General features: G+C 69.6%; 1 pseudogene. It reads right to left on the minus strand.

Annotation, left to right across the window (positions count from 1 at the left end):
• A pseudogene (locus DW306_RS21610) lies at window positions 1–93 on the minus strand (helix-turn-helix domain-containing protein); the annotation flags it as partial.
• Between the last annotated feature and the right edge of the window lie 187 nt (window positions 94–280).

The following is a 280-nucleotide window of genomic DNA, read 5'->3' on the forward strand; positions in this document are numbered from 1 at the left end:
GCCGACGCCGGGCACGGTGAGGATCAGCCACGGCTCGCCCAGGCGCTTCCGCAGCGACGACACCGTGATGTTCGCCGATGGGGCGTCCGTGAAGCCGCATTCCGTGATCCTTGCGACCGGGTACTGCGCCTGCGCGACGGCCATGCCGTAGCCGGGCGTGATGACGACGGTTCGCCGAGGCTGACTGGGGCGTGATCATCGCCGACAGTGAGCCCAACCTGACGGCCGACTTCGGGTTCGTGCCCGGCCTCTCGCTGGGCAACCGGCTCTGGTTCGACGC

Origin of the sequence: Microbacterium sp. K24 (genome assembly GCF_004794465.1) — a bacterium.
In the GTDB taxonomy this organism is placed as follows: domain Bacteria; phylum Actinomycetota; class Actinomycetes; order Actinomycetales; family Microbacteriaceae; genus Microbacterium.